The following is a 21,943-nucleotide window of genomic DNA, read 5'->3' as shown; positions in this document are numbered from 1 at the left end:
TTCAATGGCCTCCCGAACGTCGACTGCGTCGTGAAGACACACGGTCGATAAACAGATTCACGCCGATTGTCAGAGTGCCGATAGCCAGAGCCGGAATCACAATAGCCGGTGCTCCTTGGTTGAGGCCGCCGATGTTTTCGCGCACCAGCGATCCCAGGTCGGCATCCGGCGGTTGCACTCCCAGGCCGAGAAAGCTCATGCCGCTGAGCAGCAGGACGATGAAACCGAAGCGCAAGCCCAGGTCCGTCAGCACCGGGTTGAGCATGTTCGGCAGGATTTCCACGCAGGCGATGTACAGCCGACGCTCGCCGCGAGTACGGGCCACTTGCACGTATTCCAGGGCTTCGATATTCACCGCCATGCTGCGGGCGATACGGAACGCGCCCGGGGTGAAACTCAATACCGCCGTGCAGATCAGCAAGGTGACCGAGGAGCCGAAGGCCGAGACCATGATCAGCGCCAGCATCTTGCTGGGGATTGAAATGAAGGCGTCCATCAGGCGACTGATCAACTCATCCAGCCACTTTGGTGAAACCACCGACAGCAACGCAAAGCTGGTCCCCAGACCGCTGGCCATTACCGCGGCCACCAATGCCAGGCCGACGGTGAATCGTGCGCCGACGAGGATCCGGCTGAGCATGTCGCGGCCCAGGTAATCGGTGCCGAACGGGTAAGCAGCACTCAGGTTGTCGAAGACATTATCAGAGACCACTTCCCCCACCGGATGCGGCGCCAGCCACGGGCCGAAGATGGCCACCAGCAACCAGATCACACACATCGCAGCGCCGATCAGGCCGAGCCAGGACGATCCGTGGGAAACCTTGCCCAGCGCTAATTTGGTAGGAGCCGGCGATTTCACAATGAGATTGTTCATTGATTTCTCAGCCTCGGATTGGAAAGAATCGCGCACAGGTCGGCAATCAGCACCAACGTCAGATACGCCGTACAAAACAACATGGTGCAGGCTTGAACCAGTGCCATGTCGCGGTTGGTCACCGCGTCGACCATCAGGCTGGCGATGCCGGGGTAGTTGAAGATCGTTTCAACGATCACCACCCCGCCCAACAGGTAGGAAAGGCTTAAGGCAATGGCATTGGCGATGGGCCCGATGGCATTGGGCAAGGCATGGCGCAGGACGATCCGCATCTTGCTCACACCTTTGAGCCGGGCCATTTCCACGTAAGGACTGTCGAGCTGATCGATCACCGCCGCCCGGGTCATGCGCGCCATTTGCGCTACGATGACGCAGCACAGCGTCATCACCGGCAATGCGTAAGTGCGCATGAATTGCCAAGGTGAAGTGATGTCACTGGCGTAGGACAACGCCGACAACCAGCCCAGGTTCACCGCGAAAATCAGCACCGCCAGGGTTGCCACCAGAAACTCCGGCACCGCCACCATGGTCAAGGTCAGAAAGCTGAGGAAACTGTCGATACGCCCGCCCCGCCCCATCGCCGAACCGATGCCCAGGATCAACGCCACCGGTACTGATACCAGCGCCGTGGCGGCCGCCAGCATCAGGGTGTTGGGCACCCGCCCGGCCATCAACTCGCTGACCGGCATGGCGTTGGAGACGGACAGCCCCATGTCACCACTGAGCAAGTTCATCAACCAGTGCAAGTAACGCAACACACCAGGCTGATCCAGCCCCATTTTCAGGCGCAAGGCTGCCACTTGTTCCGGCGTGGCGAACTGCCCCAGAGACTGTTGCGCCGCGTCTCCCGGCAGCACCGCCGTGATGGCGAAGACCACCATGGACACAATCAACAAGGTCACGATCGCCGCGCCCAGGCGCCGGCCGATCAACCACAGTGTGTTGCTATTCATCACCCAATCCTCATGCAATGTCGCTGCAGCAAAAACCGACTTTCATCAAGCGTCCAGCCAGACCTGTTCGGCAAACATGTACCCCATGAAACCGCCCAGGGGGTTGGTGCCATAGCCTTTGACTCGCTGATCGGCACCATCGATGTTGCTGATGAACACCGGCACGCCGATACCGCTGTGCTCATGCACCAGGGTTTGCATGTCTGCGTACATCTTGCCGCGCTTGGCCTCGTCGGTTTCGCCTCGGGCTTGTACCAACAACTGGTCGAACTGATCGTTTTTCCAACCGGACTCGTTCCAGGGTGCTGTCGACTGGAAGAACTGCGAGAAAAGCATGTCGGCATTGGGCCGCGGGTTGATGTTGCCGAAACTCAGCGGGTGCTTCGCCCAATGGTTGGACCAGTAGCCATCGCTCGGCAGGCGGTTGACGTCGAGCTTGAGCCCGGCCTCTTTGGCTGACTGCTGCAGCAGCACAGCGATGTCCACCGAACCGGTCGCGGCAGGCGAGCACATCAGCGGCATGGTGATGCTTTCCATACCGGCCTTTTTGAGCAGGAACCTGGCTTTTTCCGGGTCGTAGGCACGTTGTGGCAGGTCGGCGTTGTAGAAGCGCGCACCGGGTGCGATCGGGTGATCGTTGCCGACTCTGGCATAGCCACGGAATATCGCCGACTTGATCTGTTCCCGGTCCAGCAGCAACTTCATCGCCTCGGTGAATTCCGGGCTTTTACCCGGCAACTGGTCCTGACGAATGATCAGGTCGGTGTAGTTACCCGACGGCGAGTCCACGACCTGATGCTTGGTACTGGCCTTGATACGAACCGTTGAACGCGGGTTAACTTCGTTGACGATGTGTACGTCGCCCGACAACAGGGCATTGATCCGTGACGGCTCGTCGGCAATGGCGATGAATTCGATCTCGTCCAGATACGGCAAGCCGGGTTTCCAGTAATTGGTATTGCGCACACCAATCGAGCGCACCCCTGGCTTGAATTCCTTGGCCTTGAACGGGCCGGTGCCGATGCCCTGGCTGAAATCGCTCGTACCCTCGGGAACGATCAACATGTGAGAGATGGCAAGAACCGATGGCAGTTCAGCATTGGGGCCGCTCAACTGTATCTGCACTTCATGGGTGCCGTTGGCCTTGACTTCGGCGAACTGCGACGCCAGCGGCAGGACCTTGGAACCGGTAATTGGATCCTTGTGCCGCAACAGAGAAAACACCACGTCGGCCGCTGTCAGAGGCTTGCCGTTGTGGAAGACCACTTCCTTGCGCAGGGTGATTACCCAGAGCGTGGCGTCAGTGGTGTCGATACGCTCGGCCAACTCCAGTTGCGGCACCATATGGCTGTCGAAACGCGTCAGGCCGTTGTAGAACATGTAATGGCGCACGTAGTCGGTGGACGATGAACCTTTGGCCGGGTCCAGGGTATCGGCGGTGGAACTGGACGAGCCTGCGACGCGGATACGACCGCCGGGTTTGCCTTTGCCAGGGCTTGCGGCTTCATCATCGGCAAACAGCTTGCCGGCGGCGCCGAACAGGCTGCCGGCGCCCGCGACGGCCACTCCTGCCAACCCCAGCATTTGCAATGCATTGCGGCGTGACATGCCGCGATTGAGCCCTTCGAAAATGCGCAGACTTTCTTTCCCTGTGATCAACTGGGAGTCGATACTGTTTTTGTTGTCAGTCATGTCAGTTCTACCTTTCGAAAAAATGATAAGGCTCGAGTGCTCGCGATTAATCGTGTGTGGCTGAAACGTAAAGCAAATACCTTGAACTCAGTGTAGGTAGTCCTGCAGGCGGTAATACGCACCTACCAAGGGCAGGAACCAGGGCTTGCCGAAATGCCCGGGAATGGCTGGCCAGTCGAGTTCGCGCCAGGGATTGGCTTCGACCTTGCCGGCCATGACCTCGGCCATGACCTGCCCCATGTGTACCGACATTTGCACCCCATGACCGCTGTAACCCATGGAGTAATAAACCCCTCCATGCTGGCCGGCCCGGGGCAACCGGTCAGAGGTCATGTCCACCAACCCACCCCAGCAATAATCGATTTTCACGGCAGCCAACTGCGGGAACATCTGCACCATTGCCGCTTGCAACACTTTGCCGCTCTTGGCGTCGGAAACGCTGTCAGACATGGCAAACCGCGCACGACCGCCAAACAGCAAGCGGTTGTCCGGCGTCAGGCGGAAGTAGTTACCGATCATGCGGCTGGTGACATAGGAACGCCGTGCTGGCAGCAAGCTGTCGATCAGGGCCTGCGGTAGCACCTCGGTGGCGATCACGAAACTGCCCACCGGCACGATCCGCCGCCGATACCAGCCCAACCCGCCCTGCTGACATGTACCGGTGGCCAGCAAAACCTGTTTGGCGTGCAGCGAGCCCTTGGTGGTGTTGACCTGATAGCCGCCGGCACGGGCTTTCCAGTCCGTCACCGACACGCCCTGGAAGATCAACGCGCCGTGACGGGCGGCCGCCTCGGCCAGACCGACACCGAAGCGCCCGACATGCATCTGCACGCCGTTGCGCTGCAGCAAGCCTCCATGGAACTGCGCCGAATTGACTTCAGCGCGGGTCTCTTGCGCAGAGAGCAACTCGACCTCGGCATCGACCTCCCGCCGAATCAATTCGCAGGTGCGCGCCAGCCCTTCGTAATGCATCGGTTTGGCGGCCAGCTTGAGCTTGCCATTGCGCTTGAGGTCGCAGGTAATCTGCTCCTGCTCCACCAGCGAGACGACGCTCTGCACGGCGCTTTCATAGGCCAGGTAATAGGCTCGGGCTCTATCAGCGCCGAGGCTGGCGCTGAGCGCCGCGTAATCCTGGGCAACGCCGGTGTTGCACTGACCGCCATTGCGCCCTGACGCTTCGCCAATCACCCGCCCACCTTCCAGCACCACCACGCTGGCCCCCTTCAAGGCCAGGGCCCGGGCCGCCGCCAGGCCGGTGAGACCACCACCGACGATGGCCACATCGACCTGCCCGGGCAACCCTCCGAGCTGGGCACCGGTGAATACCGGTGCGGTATCGAGCCAATAGGACTCACTGCCCATGTCTAACCCCTTTTTGCCTTGAAGAGTGCCGTGAGACTCAGAGACCGACCAACCCGGCCAAACCGCCGATATCGGGGATCTGGTGGTAGCCATAGACCGCATTCGCCGGCTGTTCGTGACCACGGGCAACGAAGGCTTTGTTCTTGATCTTCATGTCGTGGGCGGGCATCAGGTCATAACGGAAGCTCGAGGACACGTGCAGAACGTCCTCCGGCCCGCAGCCGAGGTTATCGAGCATGAACTCGAAAGCGGCCAGGCGCGGCTTATAGGCCTGGGCTTGCTGGGCGGTGAAGACTTTATGGAAGGGCGCGCCGAGCTTGTCGACGTTGGACATGATCTGCTCGTCCATCGCGTTGGAGAAAATCACCAGCGGAATTTTGTCGGCGATTTTCGCCAGGCCGGCCGGCACGTCGGCATGTGGGCCCCACGTCGGTACGGCGTCGTAGTAGAGTTGGCCTTCGCCTTTGTACTCGATGCCCCAACGTTTGCAGACCCGCGCCAGAGAGGTCTTGATAATCTCATCATACGGCCGCCAGTCACCCATCACCTGATCCAGACGATAGGCGGAGAAGTCCTTGACGAACTGATCCATTTGCCCGGCAGGGACACGATCGGCGAACAGTTCGCGCGTCATGTTTCCCATTTGAAAGTTGGTCAACGTGCCGTAGCAGTCGAAGGTAATAAACTTGGGTCGAAGAAAGCTCATGAGTGCAGTCCTGAATGATGGTTGAGGTCATGACGGGGCAAGCAGTTACTCCGTTCGGGAAGCATCGGGGCAACGCTGCATCACGAATTCATTACAACATCATGAGACCGTACATAAATCGTTAAATGTGCAGGCTGCTTGGTACAAACCACCGTTTTGCAGGGCTCGCTCAGCAGACTTTGCGGGACGCTCCAGACTCGGGCGTTTCACCGCTGTTTCTGCGCCTTCTCGGGCAGTTATGGTGCGCTGACGAGCCCTGTCTAGCCGCAATCAAGCGGCGCAATCAAGCAGTTTGCTCTGGTTACTAATAGCTATCGACTAGCGATCACGACCGCCAGCAAGAGGCTTTATCAGACGGGATACTGACGTAAAAGGAGTCAAATTACGTTGGTGCAAAGTTAGCCTGGCAGATACAGCAGATTGTCCTTTGCAACCTTAAAGAACGGCATATTTTGTCTGGCCTGCTTTGTTAGCTTATTGAGAAGACTCGGCAGCCTTGCAAAGTCGCAAGACAGCCCGCCCTCTGCTGCTCGCAGTGCCTATTACCGCTCTAAGGGAGCTCGTTGGATGACAACACAATCTTCGAATAGCTACAGCGTTGATCCGCAAACGTCTCACACCTTTTATATCAATGGCTGTTGGTCTTCCCCGGCAGTCCCAGCCAGTTTGCCGGTGGTCAATCCGGCAACTGAAGAGGTAGTTGCGCACGTCGCGCAAGGGTCCGCCGAGGATGTTGATCGGGCAGTCGCTGCAGCTCGTGCAGCATTTGCTGGTTGGTCTGCCACCTCGGCAGCATCGCGCGCACTTTTCCTTGGAAAGATCTACGACCTCATCCTTGAACGAAAAGAAGTGCTTGCCCAGGCGATCTCTCTGGAAATGGGCGCGGCCATCGGTTCCGCCCGGGCCATGCAAGTGCCTCTTGCAGCCGAACATGTACGGGTCGCACGTGATCTGCTGTCCACCTATCGTTTCCAAACCGTTGAAGGCAGCACCGCGATTGAACGCGAACCGATAGGCGTTTGCGGTCTCATCACGCCGTGGAACTGGCCGCTTTATCAAATCACTGCGAAAGTCGCCCCGGCTATTGCGGCCGGCTGCACAGTAGTCCTGAAACCCAGCGAACTGTCGCCACTGAGCGCCCTTCTTTTTGCACAACTGGTGCATGACGCAGGCCTTCCACCGGGCGTGTTCAACCTGGTTAATGGAAGTGGTTCCGAGGTCGGCGCAGCCATGGCGGCGCACTCTGATATCGATATGATTTCGATCACCGGCTCAAACCGCGCGGGCGCGCTGGTCGCACAGGCGGCCGCCCATACAGTGAAGCGCGTCACGCAAGAGTTGGGAGGCAAGTCTCCGAACGTTCTGCTTCCCGACGCCGATTTCGCCAAAGCCGTCCCGCTGGGCGTGATGTCTGCGTTTCGCAACGTCGGACAATCGTGCAGCGCCCCGACAAGAATGATCGTTCCAAAAAACAGGCTCGCGGAGGTCGAATTGCTGGCTGCCGCAACCGCCAATGCAATCATCGTGGGTGACCCGCGATCAGAAGAGACGGTACTCGGCCCCATTGCCAACGAGGCCCAGTTCAATCGTGTGCAATTAATGATTGAGGCTGGCTTGAATGAGGGCGCAAAACTCGTTTGCGGCGGCCCCGGACGCGTACAGGGTTATGAACAGGGCTTCTACATCCGACCGACTGTTTTCTCCGAGGTAGATTCCGCCATGCGGATTGCCCAGGAAGAAATTTTTGGTCCGGTGTTGTGCATCATTCCGTATGAAACGATCGATGAGGCGGTCGCTATCGCGAATGATACGGTCTATGGGCTGGGCGCCCATGTCCAGGCTCAGAACCTTGACCTTGCACGTGCCGTTGCCTCTCGTATCCGTGCGGGACAAGTGCATCTGAACTACCCCGCCTGGGATCCAATGGCGCCCTTTGGTGGCTATAAGCGCTCTGGTAATGGTCGTGAGTATGGTGTCTACGGCTTTGAGGAGTACCTGGAAACCAAAGCCATCATAGGTTTTGGCGGACCAACAGAGACCTCATTGCGCACGTAGATCTCGTGGCTTTGATCGTTGACCAAAAGGGAGCGCCCAAGGGAGGGCGCCCCCTCCCATCTCAGCCCAGAGCCTCCCGCGTACTCACGCCATTGACCAGGCGCTGAATATTTAACGGGTTGGCATTTTGCAAAGCTTCAGGCAGTAGCGCATCGGGGTAATTCTGGAAGCATACCGGGCGCAGGAAACGATCGATTGCCAGTGTGCCGACCGAGGTGCCACGAGGATCGGAAGTTGCCGGATAAGGGCCGCCATGGACCATGGCTTCGCAGACTTCGACCCCAGTCGGGTAACCATTGAGCAAAATGCGCCCGACCTTTTCCTGCAGCAACTCCGTGAGCCAACGGTACTCCAGCAATTCCTCCGGCTCACCGATCACGGTAGCGGTCAGTTGCCCGCGCAAGCCGTGCAAAGCCGCAATCAACTGCGCCTGATCGCGGGTTTCGACAACGATGGTGGTCGGCCCGAAAACCTCCTCCTGTAACAACTCATCCCCGTTAAGCAACAAGCTGACATCAGCCTTGAATACCTGCGGCCAGGCTTGTACGCCTTGTTGCGGTTTGCCTGCCAGGTGAGTCAGGCCCGGGTGCTCATGCAGCAACCCGAGGCCATGGCTATAGCTGACCAGCGCGCCGGCATTGAGCATGGTCTGTGCCGGTTGCTCGTGCATTATTGCGCCGAACTGTTCCAGGAACGCACTGAACTGCGCAGAGCCAAGGCCTATGATCAGGCCCGGGTTGGTGCAGAACTGGCCGCAGCCGAGCGTGACCGAGGCGCTCAACTCAGCGGCAATACGCTCACCGCGCAGCTTGAGGGCCTGGGGCAGAATGATCACCGGGTTGATGCTCGACATTTCAGCGAACACCGGAATCGGTTGCGGGCGAGTGGCGGCCATCTGGCTCAGGGTATTGCCACCCTTGAGCGAACCGGTGAAACCCACGGCCTGAATCGCCGGGTGCTTGACCAGCCATTCGCCGACGCCGCCACCGTAGATCATGTTGAACACGCCTGCCGGCATACCGGTGCGTTCGGCGGCGCGGATAACCGCATCGGCGACCCATTCAGCGGTCGCCATATGCCCGCTGTGGGCTTTGAACACTACCGGGCAACCCGCCGCCAGGGCCGAAGCGGTGTCGCCACCGGCGGTGGAGAACGCCAACGGAAAGTTACTGGCACCGAATACGGCGACCGGCCCCAGTGCAATGCGGTACTGACGCAAATCCGGACGCGGCAACGGCTGGCGATCCGGCAATACCTGATCGATGCGTGCCCCGTAGAAATCGCCTCTACGCAACACTTTGGCGAACAAGCGCATTTGACCACTGGTGCGCCCTCTTTCGCCTTGAATGCGCCCGGCCGGCAATGCCGTTTCGCGGCACACGGTGGCGACAAAATCATCGCCCAACGCATCGATTTCATCGGCAATGGCGTTGAGGAATGTTGCGCGTTTTTCCGCACTCAGGTTACGGTAGATCGGATACGCAGCGGCTGCGGCGCTGGCCGCAGCATCCACTTCGGCTTCGGTGGCCTGGAAGAAGGTGCCAGGCAATGCATCACCGGTGGTCGCATCCAGACTTTGCAGCTGCAGCGTACCGTTGGCGCTGCGGCCGCCACCGATGTAGTTGTGTCCAAGCAGGGTTGTCATGGCTGATTCCTTGACCGGCAAAGCTCACCTCACCGGAGGTTGAAGATTTATAGCGAGCGGACCTTGCCGATGGCCAACGGCTCGGCGCTTTCACCGATGCCGTTCTCCAGCGGCGCACCAAACTCATCGAGGCTGATCTGGAAGCGATCGCCGGGTTGGGTTTTCACTCCGTCGGCAAACGACAGCGTGGCAGTGCCGAAGTAATGCACGTGGACATCGCCGGGGCGCAGGAACTGCGCATATTTGAAATGGTGGAATTCGAGGTTGGCCAGGCTGTGGCACATGTTGTCCTCGCCGCTGAGAAATTCTTTTTCCCAAATCACCTCGCCATTGCGACTGATCCGGCTGGTGCCGGATAGATGCGACGGCAGTTCACCCACACGTAGTTCCGGGCCATAGGCGCAGTAGCGCAGTTTCGAATGAGCCAGGTACAGGTAATTACGGCGCTCCATCACATGGTCGGAGAACTCATTGCCCAAGGCATACCCGACACGATACGGCTGGCCATCGTCGCCGATCACATAGAGGCCGGTCAGCTCAGGCTCTTCGCCGGCATCTTCGGCGAATGGCGGGACCGGAAAGTCCGCCCCCGGGCGTACGACGATGCTGCCGTCACCCTTATAGAACCACTCGGGTTGCGCACCGGCCTGCCCGGCTGCCGGCTTGCCGCCTTCCAGACCCCACTTGAAGATGCGCATGGTGTCGGTCATGCCGGCTTCAACCGCACCGTCCTGCTGGTGCATCTTGTCCCGCGCCGAGGCGCTGCCCAGATGGGTCAGGCCGGTGCCGCTGATCAGGCAATGCGCCGGGTCTTCGTGGTCCAGCGGCGGCAGTACCCGCCGCTCTTGCAACAGTTGCCGGTAGTCCGGGCCTGGTTCGGTGCCACGGCTGGCGACTTCATCTTGCAGGCTGCGTTTATTGCGGATCGCCGCCAGGGCCAGTTCATGGGTGGTGCGAGTATCGCGCAGCACCTGAACCTGACCGCCCTTGATGAGACCGACCTGACGTTGTCCAGCAGTGGTTTCAAATTGAATCAGGCGCATGTCCTGCTCTCCAGAAAATCGTGGATGGCGCCGCCTTTCAGGCGACGCGCCGAAGTCACTCAATGATGTTGAAGTCGCCGAGGTATTCATCGGAGATTTCAAGGCCCAGGCCCGGCTTGTTGTCATCGAGCTGGATGTAGCCGTTGACCGGTTGCGGCTCGCCCTTGAACACGTAGTAGAAGAGTTCATTGCCGACCTCGACGTCGAACACCGGGAAGAATTCAGCCATTGGGGACGCGGTGGTGGACATGGTCAGGTGATAGTTGTGCATCTGCCCCGCATGCGGGATCACCGGCACCGACCAGGCTTCGGCCAGGGCGTTGATCTTGCGTGCAGCGGTGATGCCGCCGACGCGGTTGGTGTCGTACTGGATCACGTCGACGGCGCGACGTTCCAGCAGGTCCTTGAAGCCGTAGGAAGTGAATTCATGCTCGCCGCCGGAGATCGGCATGATCCCCATTTTTTTCAGCTCGATATAACCTTCGATGTCATCGGCGATCACCGGTTCTTCCAGCCAGCGCGGTTCGAATTCGGCGAGTTTGGGCAACATGCGGCGGGCGTATTCCAGGGTCCAGCCCATGTAGCATTCCAGCATGATGTCGATGTCGGGACCGGCCAGTTCACGCAGCGCACGCACTTGTTCGATGTTCTTGCGCATGCCCGCCGGGCCGTCTTTCGGGCCGTAGCCGAAACGCATTTTCAGCGCGGTAAAGCCCTGGTTCAAATAGCCCTGAGCTTCTTCGAGGAACAGGTCGAGGTTGTCGTTGGCGTAGAGCTTGGAGGCGTAGGTCCAGATTTTTTCCTTGGTCCGACCGCCGAGCAACTTGAACACTGGCTTGTTCACGGACTTGCCCATGATGTCCCAGATGGCGATGTCGATCGCCGAGATCGCTGCCATGCCGATGCCTTTGCGGCCCCAGGCGTGGCTCTGCCGGTACATTTTCTGCCAGATGTATTCGTTGTCGAATGGGTCTTCGCCGATGGCGATCGGTGCCAGGTAGGTGTCGATGATTTCCTTGGCCACGCGCGGTGCCAGGGCACAGTTGCCGATGCCGATGATGCCGTTATCGGTCTCGACTTCTACGACCAGCCAGCCGTGGAAACGGAACGAGCCCATGGCATCGCCGCGCTCGAACAGGATGTCGCTGGCGTTGGTGCAGAAGTGCGCCTGGGGTGGCACGACTTTGCCCTTCCATTCGAAAACACGGGTACGGATCGATTTTATTTTCATCATGCAACTCCTTGGGGTGTGCATTTAGTTGTGTTGAGTGCAGGCGATTCGCAGCGGTGGGATTGCGCTCGATTGATAGGCCGACTTTAGCCATGGGTTGTCGGCTTGAATAATCACTTATGCTTATCCGGCGATAGCCTGGGGGAATGTCTTTGCGAAAAAGGTCCAACCGGGGGTTATCGATGATTGGGGGCTGTGTTTGGGTTTTGGGTGTACATATCCGTTTCTGCGGTAACGGCTTCTATTGATTTCGCTTTTACAGCGAGTCACTTTCGAAAAGCCCCAAAGTAACCAAAAGGCTTCTGCCCCTTTCGTTCGGTGCCATCGGCCATCCATGGCCGGGGGCGGCTAACCCGGCATCCATGCCGGGTTGCCCACTGCGCAGAGCCGGAACGAAGCCTCTCGAGGGGGCGGTGCCTCAGGATCAAAAGCTGCAGGCGAGCTAACGCTCGGCCTGTTGAGTGGTGAGAAGCGTTGTCGTACGCCGATCTATTAATGAAATGGCTACCCCGCCGCCCCCTGCGATCGCCCACTAAGCTTTCGCAGGGGGCCTATCGGAGACCGTTGCCGTTGCCGTTGCTTTGGCTTTGGCTTTGGCTTTGGCTTTGGCTTTGGCTTTTGATCTTGATCTGTTGCCCCTTTCCCAGAGGCCGAACGCAGGTATTGCGCAGGGGGCGCCGCGGCAAGGATGCCGCGGTAGCCGCCCCCGGCCATGGATGGCCGATGGCGGCGGGCCCCCGGAGCAATGCCTTCGTTATGGCATGCCGAGCCTAAGCGAGGCACCGAATGGAGGGGCAAAGCCTTTTGGTTCCTTTTCGGCGTTTGGAAAAGGGACTCGCTGTAAGAGCGAAACCGCCAGCCGGCACGACCGCAGAAACGGATATGTACACCGTCAAAAATCCCGGTCGGCTATCAGGCCGCCATCGCAGGCAAGCCAGCTCCCACAATTTGATCGGTGTACATCCGCACGAGACAGGTCGGCTATCAGCCCCCTTCGCGAGCAAGCCCGCGCCCACAGCAACATTAAAAGATCGCAGCCTCGGCGGAACCCTAAGTAGCCGTTACCCAAGGAATGGATATGTACACCATCAAAAAATCGATCAAAGCAACGAAATCGGATAGTTGAAAATCAGCCGATTCTCATCAAACTCATTGTTACTGAAGTCACGACGCAAACTGGTATTGCGCCATGTCACCGACAAGTTCTTGAAGGCGCCGCTTTGCACGACATAAGCCAGCTCGGCATCTCGTATGCTTTCCTGGCCATCGGTGATGGCGCCGACATGTACGTTGTCACCGCGAATATAGCGATTCATCAGGGTCAGGCCGGGAATCCCGATGGCGGCGAAGTTGTAGTCGTAGCGCACTTGCCAGGAGTGTTCCTGAGGATTGTCGAAGCTGGCGTTGAAGCTGTCGTTACCCAGGCTGCCACCGCTGGTGCCATTGACGCGCATCCACTTGCCCTCGCCCGTGAGTTTCTGCAGGCCGACGTAGAAAGTGCTGCCGCCAAGCCTGGCGGAGAACAGGCCCGAGTAGACCTTGTTGTCGATTTGGCCGGCCAGTGCGCTACCGTCATCGTTGTCCTGGAAGTAACCGAGGTTGGCGCCCAGGGTCCAGTCGCCGATCGGCTGGCTGTGCACCAGGTTGACGAACTGCTGGTTGTAGATGTTTTCAAGCTCGGCGTGCCACAGGCCGAGCTGAGTGCGCTGCTGGTTGAAGCGGTATTCGCCGCCAGCGAAGTTGAAGCGATCCGACAGCGCTGCGCCGACGCCCATGTCTTCCATGCTCGCATCGTCGCGCTGGCTGGTGCCACGGAACTGGCCGCCATAAAGGGTCAGTCCGGTGATCTCTTTGGAGGTGATCTGGGCGCCTTCGAAGGTCTGCGGCAACGCACGACCGTCATCAGCCCTAAGGACCGGCAGCACTGGCCGCCATTCACCCACCTTCAGCTCGGTGTTCGACAATTTCGCCTTGGCGGCGACGGCCAGCCGACCGTAATTATCGGCCGGGCGTCCGTCGTCATGGATAGGCAACAGGCCGGTACCTGTTGTGCCTTTACCGCCATCTAGCTTGAACGCAGCCAGGCCCAACATATCCACACCGAAGCCGACTGTGCCCTGAGTGAAGCCGGAGCGAGCATCGAGAATGAAGCTCTGGGTCCATTCCTCAGCCTTGTTTTGCGGATAAGACGGGTTGACGAAATTACGGTTCATGTAGAAGTTGCGCAGTCCCAGATCGACCTTGGCGTCTTCGACAAAACCATGCTCTTCGGCCAGCGCCGATGACGCGCAGACAGCCAGTGCCACGCCGAGGGCGATGCTCGTCAGAGTTGGTTTCAGCAGGTGAGGCGCTACGGTTACGGAGTCAGTCATTATTGTTGTGCTCCCATCTTTTTTTGGACAAAGCCGTCCCCCTTCGGGCAGGTGAAGCCCGATGACGTGATGCACCGAAGGGGTCGGGCAAGTTGATCGGCCGAAGTCGGCCGTTAATCACGCAGCCACTTGCCTGGCGCGTAAAAGCGGCTAAATCACAGGTTCATGGTCGCCATCTTCATAACGACCCATGGGGAAAGGGCCCGAAGCGCGCGCGGTGGAAACCCTGCGGGTCATCAGGGAAATACTCGGGAATGGCAAAGCCCGCGGGACGGAACGCTGGATCAGGGTAAAGGCCGATCCGCTGGGGAGCATGCCGACGCGGCAACTCACTGTTGATGTAAGCCGCGATGTCGTATGCCTCGTCTATCTTCAGCTGTGGCGCAGCTGCGCTGCTTCCCAAAGGCATGTTGGCGTAGATGAAACGGGTGAGCAGCGGCACCATGTACATATGCCCGCCATCGTCGTACGTGTCATCTCCGGCAATGGGCGGGAACAGATAGCCGCCACCTTTGGCGAAGTCCGGCGCTGGCGTGCCCTCGCCCGTCGTGCCGTGGCACTGAGTGCAATGCGCGGCAAACAGCCCCTGGCCTTGCTTGGGATCGGCAGCGCGATTGGGCATGGCGATTGGCAACAGGCCCGTGCCCGTCATCGCCATGCCCGGCTTGGCCTGGCCACCCAGCCAATGCAGGTAAGCGACGATGGCCTGCATTTCCGGTTTCTGTGGCGTCAACTCGACTTCGCCTTTGCCAAACATGCCGGCAATCCGTTGCTCCAGCGAAATGACCTTCATGCTTTTCGGGTCGAGCTTGGGATATTCGTTGACGGCATTAACCAACGGCAGTGCATAGGGTTTGCTGCCCGGCAAACCGGAAGGTCCCGCCTCATGACAGTTGACGCAGTTGAGGTTATTACGCGAATAGCGCTTGCTGTGATCCTCCGCGAGCGGCCCGGCCAACTGCGTGGTTTGCTGCATCAACTTCATGCCATAGCGAATCAGCTCGCCCTCGGCCCCCTGTGGAATAGTCTCCATCGATGGAACGGACCAGGGTTGTACTGGACGCGAGTCGAAGCGCTGGAACAATGCAGCCGCCTGCTTGCCATCCGGCATGCTGCCAGGGGTCAAGGCGGGCAATTCATCGGCCATGCAAGGCATGCCTATCAGGCCGCAAAACAGCCCAGGCCAAAGGGCGCAGGTAAAGAAATTTCTGAGCATTGCAGGTCCTCTTATTATTGTCGTTCGGCATGGACGCGACGCATCAGCTCTGGCATCCCCGAGTGTTCAGCGTAATGGCATAGAGCGAGGTGGATGCCGTGATAAACAGACGGTTGCCTTCAGCCCCGCCAAAGGTGCAATTGGAGATTTTCTCCGGCACCAGGATCTTGCCCAGCAGACATCCGTCCGGGGCATAGACCTGGATGCTGTCCTGCGAGCTGACGTACAGCCAGCCTTGCTGATCGACGCGAAACCCATCGGGCAATCCCGGTTCGATCACCGCGAACAAACGGCCATTGACCAGCCGCCGACCGTCGAGCACATCGAACACACGGAGGTGATGGCAACCGTCTTCGGCATGGGAGGCCGAGGTATCCGAAACGTAGAGCAATGTCTCGTCAGGTGAAAAAGCCAGGCCATTGGGTTTCTCGAAGTCATTGGCCACCCGGCTCAGCTCATGGCTCAGAGGATCGAAGCGATACACATGGCAACCATCCTGCTCACTCTCGGCCAGATAACCTTCACGATCACTCATGATTCCGTAGGCCGGGTCGCTGAACCAGATGCTGCCGTCGGACTTGACCACCAGATCATTCGGCGAATTGAGCCGGGCGCCTTGATAGCGGTCGACCAGTACTTCCACCCGGCCATCGCGCTCGGTGCGCGAAATGCAGCGCCGGCCGTGCTCGCAAGTGACCAGCCGACCCTCACGGTCGCGGTAATTGCCATTGCTGAAATGCGCCGGCTGGCGGAATACACTCAGCCCCTCTTCGGCCGACCAGCGCAGCATGCGGTTGTTGGGAATATCGCTCCAGACCACGCAACTTTGTTCGCCGATCCAGACAGGCCCCTCGCCCCACTCTGCCCCCGTACACAGCTGCTCAAGGCGACTGTCAGGGTTCAAGATGCGCTGCAGCCTCGGATCGAATATTTGGATATCTGTCATGGCTTTGCCCTCAATGCTTCCAGATTTTGCTGTAAGCCGCGGCATAGCCATTGTCCGGATCGAAGGTGTTGCGCTCCCCTCCGTCGAACTCCACGTTCTGCGGTGTTACCAGGTGCACCGCGGTCACGTAGCCGCTTGGCTGCTCGCCGGCGAAGGCCCGGTTCAGTTCGTCAATCAGCTGCCAGCCGTGCAGGTTGAGCGGCTCCGGTACTGTCGCCACCTGATAGCGAGACTTGCGGATGCGCTGGAACGCCGATTCGCTGCCATCCCCGGCCGACAGACTGAAAGGCGGCTCTTCAGGCTTGCGTCCCACGCGGCTCAGGGATGGACCGATGAAATCAAAATACAAGTCGTTGATGCCCAGTGCGTAGTTCCATTTGTCACCATGACGCTGCAACAGCGAGGTGGTCAGTTGTGGCATGCGCGTCGAGGTTTCAGCCAATGGCGTGTCCTGCACTTCCAGCAACGTGCAGCCGGAGCATTGCTTGATCACTTCGGCCATGGCATCCGATTTTGCGGTGGCGACGGTGTACAGCGAGTCGGTAAAGATCACCACACCGGCCTTGCCGTCCGATTGCGCCACGGCGTAATAAGCGGCGATTTTGGCCACCTCGGTCGGGTCAGTGGTGACATTGACGAACAGTCCCTCCGCGGGCATTGCACCGGCTCCTGGCCCGGCATGCCAGCCCACCATCGGGATGTTCGCCGCGCGGACCTTGCTGATCGCAGCCGCCTGCTCATGGGCGTCGAAGCCACCGAGGATGATCCCGTCGGGCTTCAGCGCGAGGGCCTGGTTCAATGCCGCCGTACGCCCGGAAATGCTGCCCTGGCCGTCCAGCACACGAAGCTTCCAGCCAATGGCCCTGGCAGCATCCTGCACACCCTCGCTGACCCCCAACACACCGCTGTTGCGCAAGTCCGCGGCGACAAACAGCACCTGTTTGTCGGCCTGAGCGGCCGGGCCGGTGATCGGTCCACTCCAGTGATGCCAAGGCTGGGTTGCATCGGCAATCCGTTGCTTGGCTTGTTCGACGAAATCATCGGCAAACGCCGACGTCATGACCGACAGGGCAAGCAGCCCGGACACCAGGGTGCGGCTGAAAACAGGCAAAGTCATAGCGTTCTACTCCGATAGAGCGGAAAAAATGAGGTGTTGTTTTTAGGCTGAAGCGCGCCAGTCTGGCGCGCAGATCAATTGGCGGTGCTACGTGTATTGCGCACGCGCGTCCGTCGACGACCGGCATAACCGGCAATACCGATCGCCAGCAACAAGGTGACGCCATTGAACAGTGGCTCGACGAAGAACGCCCCGCCCAACTGTTGGATGCCGGCGATCCCCACCGCCAGGACACCCACACCAATTAACGTGCCCCAGACATTGACCCGTCCCGGACGAATCGTGGTGGAACCCAGAAATGCACCCACCAGCGCCGGCAACAGAAACTCCAGACCTACGCTGGCCTGACCGATTTGCAGCTTGGAAGCCAGCAGCACACCCGCCACCGCCGTCAGCAAGCCCGAGCCCATGAAGGCGCCGATCACATAACGGCGGCTGGGAATACCGTTCAATTCGGCTGCCCGCGGGTTAGCGCCGATGGCATAGAGAAACCGGCCGATGGGCAAAAACTCGGTCACCACCCACAGCACCAGCGCCAGGCCCATGACGTAAAAAGCACAGACCGGCAAACCAAACAGCATAGCGCCGTTGAGTTCGATGAAACCGTCAGGCAACTCACCGAACACCTGGCGTCCACCGCTGTGCCACAGCGCCAATGCATAGATCACGGTGCCGGTGCCGAGCGTGGCGATGAACGAGTCGATTTTCGCCATTTCCACCAGCAAACCATTCAGGAAACCGAACAGCAGGCCGGCGGCCAGGACCACCAGAACCGCCGCAGGCCAGGAAAAGCCGTAGCGGGTTTGCAGGCTGATCACCAGGATGTGCCAGAGCACAATGCCGTAGCCGACGGTCAGGTCGATCTTGTTCGTCAGCATGGGGATCATCGCCGCCAGCGCGAGGATAGCGATGATCACCTTATCGCTGAGGATCGAGTTAAGGTTCAGCAACGTCGGAAAGGTATCCGGCAGCAGCACGGAGAAAAACAGGATCAGCAACAGCATCAATACCGGCATGCCGTAAACCGGCAACAGGCGCGAAAAGTCCCGGGACAGAACGCTCGGATTTACAACCGGAGCGGCGTTATCAGTGGTCATGACAATCCTTCTTTTGTTATTGGTATTTGCAAAGGGCCGAAGCACGCGTTCAGATCGAGCCAGCCCACCCTTCAACGAACGTCAGTGGCTGGCAGGCTCACTGGCGGAGGCGTACTGCAGCAGACTGTTGACCGACAATTGGTCCTTGCCGAGGCTGGCAACCACTTTCGCGCGACTGAACACCAGTGCCCGGTGGGCGATATTGGCCACCTCTTCGAAGTCGGTGGAAATCAGCAACACCGCCAGGCCCTGCTCCAGCGCACATTGAATCAACCGGTAAATCTCTGCTTTGGCGCCAACATCCACCCCGGCCGTAGGTTCCTCGAGAATCAGCACGCTGTCGGTGATCTTCAGCCAGCGCGCCATCACCACTTTTTGCTGATTGCCACCGCTGAGGGTTTCCACCGCACATTCGGTTTCGTTGGGACGCACGCCAAACCGGCGAACCTGCTCGTCGGCCTGTTGCCGCTCGCGTTGCGGGGCGATCCAGCCAAAGAGTCCGAGCCCATTGGCCACCGGGTTGAGGTAGAGGTTTTCGCGCACCGACATCGGCATCGTCAGGGACTCCCCACAGCGATCGCCGGCGACCAGGCCGAGGCCTCGCCGCATGGCCGCCTGGGGGGATGCCGGACGCAGCAGCGCACCGTCGAGCAACACCTGGCCCGCTTCCATGGGTTGTAAACCGAACAAGGCGCGACCGATAAGCTCCTGCCCCGCGCCACGCAAACCGGCCAGCGCGAGAATCTCGCCAGCGTGCAGTTCGAAGGACAACCCGCAGACCGGACCGGTCTGCAAGTCCTGCACCTGCAGCACCAGCGGACCATTGCTCACCGGGGCGGCCAGATAGAGTTGCTCGGGCTCGCGACCGACAATCTGGCGCACCAGATCCTGCGGGTCGGTATCGGCGATCGCCTTGCGGCACACCAACTGGCCGTCGCGCATGACCGCCACTTGATCGGCCACGCGAAAAATCTCGTCCAGCCGGTGGGATACATAGATCATCCCTACACCGCGTTCGCGCAACCGCTTGAGCACCTTGAACAGGCGCTCGGCATCGTCCGCCGGCAGGCTCGCGGTCGGCTCGTCGAGGATCAATAATTCGGCGTCCATGGCCAGCGCCCGGGCGATGGCAATCAGGGATTTTTGCGTACGTTCAAGTTCGCCGACCGGCGTATCCGGATCGATACTGCCATCCACCAGCGCCAACGCCTCGCGGGCCTTGCGCCGCACTCGAGCCCAGTCGATCAGACCGGCGCGACGGGGGAAACCGCAACTGAACGCAATATTTTCCGCGGCGCTGAGCGAATCGATCAGGCCCAGATCCTGGTGAATGAAGGCGATACCCTGGCGATCGGTATCGCTCTCGATCGGCCGCCCTTTTAACAGGATACGACCTTCATCCAGGCCATGGACACCGGCGAGCATTTTGATCAGGGTAGATTTGCCCGCGCCATTCTCGCCCAGCAGGGCCAACACGCTGCCAGCCTCTACCTGCAGGCTGACCCGATTGACCGCCAGAGTGCGGCCAAAGCGTTTGCTGACATTTTCGTAATACAGGAGTGGCAATCCGTCAGACTGCAGTGACTCACTGAGCATTTTGTTGTTTTCCTTATTGTGATTTTTTGCATCCCGCTACAGCGCAATCCGGTAAAAACGCTGAGCGTTTCGCCAGAAGAAAGCCTCGCGCTGCGCCGCGTCGTAGCCCTCGAGCATGGCATCCATGGACCGCACCAACGGGTCATAGCCGATACGTAAACCGGCCACCGGAAAGTTGCTGGCAAACAGGCAACGTTCGATGCCGAACAGCTCAAGGGTTTCGCGCACCACCGCGCGATTGCCTTCCAGCGTCCAGGGTTGATCGCGCAAACCCAGCTCCGACACTTTCACCCAGACATTCGGCTGTGCCGCCAATGCCTGCATACCACTGCGCCAACCTTCGAGACCGGCGCTGCTACGGTCCCAGGGAAAACCCATGTGGTTGAGCACGATCGGCACCTGGGGAAACGCCGCTGCAACCTGCGCGGCCTCAGCCAAATGCCAGTAAGGCACGCGCAAATCCCAGCTCAGCCCGTACTTGGCCAGCAAAGTGAAACCACGCAACCAGGCCGGGTCCTGCATGCTGCCCGGCTGACCGCGCACACTGGCGGCCAGTTCAGGGCGGGTCGCAGTGAGCGGCTTGCTGCGGATGCCCCGCACCAGCGGATAGTCCAAGTGACGCTTGAGAATCTCTTCGCAGTTGTCATGGTGAAACCAGACATGCGCCACCACCGCATTGGGAAAACCGAAACGGGCATGTTGCTCATGGACCCAACGGGTCTCCTCGACCTGGAAGCCGCGGTCATGCTCGGCCTCACAGTGCACGGTCGCCAGCACCCGGTGCCCGGCGCTGTCGGCGAGATAGTCCGACGCCAGGTAGTTACGCCGCAGCGCGCTGTAATCACCCAGAAAAAACGCCGGGTCCGCAGGTCCCAGTAGCCAGGGGTAGCTGTGACTGTCCAGATCCCATAAGTGATGGTGGGCGTCGATGAGGGTGATGGGAGCGGTGCCTTCCACCTCCAGGCCCAGACGTTCGTGCAGGCTGCGTGGCATTTCATTGTCCCCTGGGAGCACAGTCTGGTCTGGCAGACCGCGATGAAGGATTCGTCACGGCGGTCATGTTGTTTTCGTATTCAACGCTCAGCGGACGATGACCTGCGACACATCCGGCTCAAGCAGGGTTTCGAAGTAGCGCTCGAAGGTCCAGTTGTCCAGATTGAGCATGCCGACGCGCTGATCCTTGAGCGTGACAAACGCCAGGTTGCGGGTCGGGTGCAGGCTCATGGCGATCGCCGCGCTGTCCAGTTCGATACGACGAATTTCCTGCAGATCCGCGTTGAACACCGAGATCGACCGTTCACCATAATTGGTCACGAAGAGGCGATCTTCGCGGTCACGATAGATCCGCGTCGGGTCCGTGCCGGTTCGACCGCGATGGGTCACCTGCAGGGTCTCCACATCAATGGCGACGATGCTGTTGTCACCACGGGTGGTTACGTAAAGCGTGCGCTCGTCCTGGCTGAAGCAGTTGCCTTCGGGCTGGCTGCCGGGCTGCAGTGGCAGCGGCGCGACGGTCGGGTCCTGGGGCTTGAGGCGGGTCACGGTGTTGCTCAACAGATTGAGTGCGAAGCCCGTTTCACCGTCACGGGTCAGTGCCACCAAATGACTTTTGTAGCCGCCTGAAGGAATCGCCCGGTCAGGCACATCGCGCAGGTGCGGCTGGTCGAAAATCAGCAGGGTCGAGTGCCCTTCGCTGAGTACATAAAGACGGTCCTGCTGGTCCATCGCCAAGCCGTGCGGACGAAAATACGGCCAGATGTCCAGGGTGCGCACGTGCTCGCCCTTCTCCAGATCGATGACAAATACCGAACAGCCACCCTCGCCTTTGTGGCTGGAAGTCTCGATGCCGTAATGCCCGACATAGGCAAAACGGTTCTGCGAGTCGACGACGAACTCGTGGGGGAAGTCCGGCAGGCGGATATGCTTGATGGCCTCGCCGCTGGCGACATCGTAAAAGCTGAAGGTATGGGCGCACTTCTGCACCAGCAAAAGAATTTCCTGACTCATGGTTTGATTCCTCATTTTGTTATGTGCAGAT

At 59.5% G+C, this 21,943-nt stretch carries 17 protein-coding genes; 1 reads left to right on the top strand and 16 read right to left on the bottom strand.

Annotated features, from left to right (window positions below; translation table 11 throughout):
- Nucleotide 1: 1 nt before the first annotated feature.
- The 5 genes from AB3226_RS28110 to AB3226_RS28090 form a co-directional block, all read right to left on the bottom strand.
- Nucleotides 2–874 carry an ABC transporter permease gene (locus AB3226_RS28110; RefSeq protein ID WP_367375437.1) on the bottom strand — a complete coding sequence of 291 codons (873 nt, stop codon included), beginning with the start codon at nt 872–874 and terminating at the stop codon, nt 2–4.
- Nucleotides 871–1,827: an ABC transporter permease gene (locus tag AB3226_RS28105; protein WP_367375436.1), complete on the bottom strand. Its 957-nt coding sequence runs from the start codon at nt 1,825–1,827 to the stop codon at nt 871–873. The genes AB3226_RS28110 and AB3226_RS28105 overlap by 4 nt, the downstream gene beginning before the upstream one ends.
- A gap of 45 nt (nt 1,828–1,872) precedes the next feature.
- On the bottom strand, nt 1,873–3,519 hold the full coding sequence (locus AB3226_RS28100) for an ABC transporter substrate-binding protein (protein WP_367375435.1): 1,647 nt from the start codon (nt 3,517–3,519) through the stop codon (nt 1,873–1,875).
- 87 nt (nt 3,520–3,606) lie between these two features.
- The gene (locus tag AB3226_RS28095) at nt 3,607–4,881 is read right to left on the bottom strand and encodes an NAD(P)/FAD-dependent oxidoreductase (protein WP_367375434.1); all 1,275 of its coding nucleotides are present in this window, start codon (nt 4,879–4,881) and stop codon (nt 3,607–3,609) included.
- Between the two features lie 37 nt (nt 4,882–4,918).
- The gene (locus tag AB3226_RS28090; RefSeq protein ID WP_007904415.1) at nt 4,919–5,587 is read right to left on the bottom strand and encodes a haloacid dehalogenase type II; all 669 of its coding nucleotides are present in this window, start codon (nt 5,585–5,587) and stop codon (nt 4,919–4,921) included.
- A gap of 567 nt (nt 5,588–6,154) precedes the next feature.
- On the opposite strand from AB3226_RS28090, the gene AB3226_RS28085 reads away from it, so the two are divergent.
- A complete protein-coding gene (locus AB3226_RS28085) occupies nt 6,155–7,642 on the top strand; it encodes an aldehyde dehydrogenase family protein (protein WP_367375433.1) in 1,488 nt (495 codons plus the stop codon).
- 61 nt (nt 7,643–7,703) lie between these two features.
- Here the strand turns inward: AB3226_RS28085 and AB3226_RS28080 are convergent, their stop codons facing one another.
- The 11 genes from AB3226_RS28080 to AB3226_RS28030 form a co-directional block, all read right to left on the bottom strand.
- The gene (locus tag AB3226_RS28080) at nt 7,704–9,287 is read right to left on the bottom strand and encodes an aldehyde dehydrogenase (NADP(+)) (protein WP_367375432.1); all 1,584 of its coding nucleotides are present in this window, start codon (nt 9,285–9,287) and stop codon (nt 7,704–7,706) included.
- 47 nt (nt 9,288–9,334) lie between these two features.
- Entirely contained in the window at nt 9,335–10,330 is a 996-nt protein-coding gene (gene araD1, locus AB3226_RS28075; protein WP_367375431.1) for an AraD1 family protein, read from the bottom strand.
- Nucleotides 10,331–10,385: 55 nt separating this feature from the next.
- Nucleotides 10,386–11,561, bottom strand: coding sequence for an L-rhamnonate dehydratase (locus AB3226_RS28070; RefSeq protein WP_367375870.1), 1,176 nt, complete (start codon nt 11,559–11,561; stop codon nt 10,386–10,388).
- Between the two features lie 1,100 nt (nt 11,562–12,661).
- Nucleotides 12,662–13,933, bottom strand: coding sequence for an OprD family porin (locus AB3226_RS28065; protein ID WP_367375430.1), 1,272 nt, complete (start codon nt 13,931–13,933; stop codon nt 12,662–12,664).
- Nucleotides 13,934–14,111: 178 nt separating this feature from the next.
- The gene (locus AB3226_RS28060) at nt 14,112–15,080 is read right to left on the bottom strand and encodes a c-type cytochrome (RefSeq protein WP_367375429.1); all 969 of its coding nucleotides are present in this window, start codon (nt 15,078–15,080) and stop codon (nt 14,112–14,114) included.
- A gap of 112 nt (nt 15,081–15,192) precedes the next feature.
- Nucleotides 15,193–16,095 carry an SMP-30/gluconolactonase/LRE family protein gene (locus tag AB3226_RS28055; protein ID WP_367375428.1) on the bottom strand — a complete coding sequence of 301 codons (903 nt, stop codon included), beginning with the start codon at nt 16,093–16,095 and terminating at the stop codon, nt 15,193–15,195.
- 10 nt (nt 16,096–16,105) lie between these two features.
- The gene (locus AB3226_RS28050) at nt 16,106–17,212 is read right to left on the bottom strand and encodes a substrate-binding domain-containing protein (protein WP_367375427.1); all 1,107 of its coding nucleotides are present in this window, start codon (nt 17,210–17,212) and stop codon (nt 16,106–16,108) included.
- A 74-nt stretch (nt 17,213–17,286) separates the two neighbouring features.
- Complete coding sequence (locus tag AB3226_RS28045) at nt 17,287–18,309, bottom strand: ABC transporter permease (protein ID WP_367375426.1); 1,023 nt, start codon at nt 18,307–18,309, stop codon at nt 17,287–17,289.
- 81 nt (nt 18,310–18,390) lie between these two features.
- Nucleotides 18,391–19,905 (bottom strand): sugar ABC transporter ATP-binding protein, encoded by a 1,515-nt coding sequence (locus AB3226_RS28040; RefSeq protein ID WP_367375425.1) that lies wholly within the window; start codon nt 19,903–19,905, stop codon nt 18,391–18,393.
- A gap of 36 nt (nt 19,906–19,941) precedes the next feature.
- Nucleotides 19,942–20,898 (bottom strand): amidohydrolase, encoded by a 957-nt coding sequence (locus tag AB3226_RS28035; protein ID WP_367375424.1) that lies wholly within the window; start codon nt 20,896–20,898, stop codon nt 19,942–19,944.
- 87 nt (nt 20,899–20,985) lie between these two features.
- Nucleotides 20,986–21,912 (bottom strand): YncE family protein, encoded by a 927-nt coding sequence (locus AB3226_RS28030; RefSeq protein WP_367375423.1) that lies wholly within the window; start codon nt 21,910–21,912, stop codon nt 20,986–20,988.
- Between the last annotated feature and the right edge of the window lie 31 nt (nt 21,913–21,943).

The organism is Pseudomonas lini, assembly GCF_964063345.1.
GTDB classification, from domain to species: domain Bacteria; phylum Pseudomonadota; class Gammaproteobacteria; order Pseudomonadales; family Pseudomonadaceae; genus Aquipseudomonas; species Aquipseudomonas lini_B.
The sequence above is the reverse complement of the archived record's forward strand: the minus strand, read 5'-3'. Positions and strand labels throughout refer to the sequence as shown.